This is a genomic window from Kineococcus halophytocola (genome assembly GCF_041276425.1).
Taxonomy (GTDB): Bacteria; Actinomycetota; Actinomycetes; order Actinomycetales; family Kineococcaceae; genus Kineococcus; species Kineococcus halophytocola.
Genome location: NZ_JBGFTU010000052.1, coordinates 1 through 2055, shown reverse-complemented (window position 1 = coordinate 2055; position 2055 = coordinate 1). Strand labels below are relative to the sequence as shown.

Genomic DNA, 2055 nt, shown 5'->3' with positions numbered 1-2055 from the left:
CACAACGCGTGCAACAAACATAAACGAACCACAAAGACCACCACCACGACTCAACCCCCCGACCCGAAGACCGAAAGGACCTCACCGCGGTGGCGATTAGAGGATCTACTCGACGAACACCACTACAAAGATGTTCGCGTCCACTGTGCAGTTCTCAACAGACAACCCGACACCCCACCCTGCACGGCTCGTATCAGCATCCGCACGCGGACCGATCGACAAACCAGGTGAAGCCCAGACCAGAGGTTCGACCACAACACCAGCTACTTGCGCAGCCAGCAGGAGCCGGTCCCTCAGGACCCAACAGTGCGCCAGACACCCTCTCCGCCACCACAACTCTTCCGCTCAACCATCCGAAGACGAGTTGAGGTACTAGGTCCAGGTCGCGGGAACCGGATGTCATGTTGATGTTCCACCCTCGAGCACCAGCCGCCGAACGTGTGCCGGCAGAAACTGGTCCATCCACACCCCACCCACCACCGGCACGAAGACCGGTGAGGCTCACGGAGTGTGGTTGATGCTCCTTAGAAAGGAGGTGATCCAGCCGCACCTTCCGGTACGGCTACCTTGTTACGACTTCGTCCCAATCGCCAGTCCCACCTTCGACAGCTCCCCCCCATACGGGTTGGGCCACCGGCTTCGGGTGTTACCGACTTTCATGACGTGACGGGCGGTGTGTACAAGGCCCGGGAACGTATTCACCGCAGCGTTGCTGATCTGCGATTACTAGCGACTCCGACTTCACGGGGTCGAGTTGCAGACCCCGATCCGAACTGAGACCAGCTTTTTGGGATTCGCTCCACCTCACGGTATCGCAGCCCTCTGTACTGGCCATTGTAGCATGCGTGAAGCCCAAGACATAAGGGGCATGATGATTTGACGTCATCCCCACCTTCCTCCGAGTTGACCCCGGCAGTCTCCCATGAGTCCCCACCATGACGTGCTGGCAACATGGAACGAGGGTTGCGCTCGTTGCGGGACTTAACCCAACATCTCACGACACGAGCTGACGACAACCATGCACCACCTGTACGCGACCAACTAAATGACACCCCATCTCTGGGATTCCACCGCGCATGTCAAGCCTTGGTAAGGTTCTTCGCGTTGCATCGAATTAATCCGCATGCTCCGCCGCTTGTGCGGGCCCCCGTCAATTCCTTTGAGTTTTAGCCTTGCGGCCGTACTCCCCAGGCGGGGCGCTTAATGCGTTAGCTGCGGCACGGAATCCGTGGAATGGACCCCACACCTAGCGCCCAACGTTTACGGCATGGACTACCAGGGTATCTAATCCTGTTCGCTCCCCATGCTTTCGCTCCTCAGCGTCAGTAACTGCCCAGAGACCCGCCTTCGCCACCGGTGTTCCTCCTGATATCTGCGCATTTCACCGCTACACCAGGAATTCCAGTCTCCCCTACAGCACTCAAGTGTGCCCGTACCCACTGCAAGCTCAGAGTTGAGCCCTGAGTTTTCACAGCAGACGCGACACACCGCCTACGAGCTCTTTACGCCCAATAATTCCGGACAACGCTTGCACCCTACGTATTACCGCGGCTGCTGGCACGTAGTTAGCCGGTGCTTCTTCTGCTCCTACCGTCACTTGCGCTTCTTCGGAGCTGAAAGAGGTTTACAACCCGAAGGCCGTCATCCCTCACGCGGCGTCGCTGCATCAGGCTTGCGCCCATTGTGCAATATTCCCCACTGCTGCCTCCCGTAGGAGTCTGGGCCGTGTCTCAGTCCCAGTGTGGCCGGTCGCCCTCTCAGGCCGGCTACCCGTCGTCGCCTTGGTAGGCCATCACCCCACCAACAAGCTGATAGGCCGCGAGCCCATCCCCAGCCGAAAAACTTTCCACCCACAACAGATGCCTGTGTAGGTCGTATCCGGTATTAGCCACCGTTTCCAGTGGTTGTCCCAGAGCCAGGGGCAGGTTGCTCACGTGTTACTCACCCGTTCGCCACTGATCACCCTCCGAAGAGGGGTCACCGTTCGACTTGCATGTGTTAAGCACGCCGCCAGCGTTCGTCCTGAGCCAGGATCAAACTCTCCGTCGAAAAACC

At 58.6% G+C, this 2055-nt stretch carries 1 rRNA gene; it reads right to left on the bottom strand.

Annotation, left to right across the window (positions count from 1 at the left end):
• Window positions 1–528: 528 nt before the first annotated feature.
• Window positions 529–2049: ribosomal RNA gene (locus AB2L27_RS20085) — 16S ribosomal RNA — on the bottom strand.
• Between the last annotated feature and the right edge of the window lie 6 nt (window positions 2050–2055).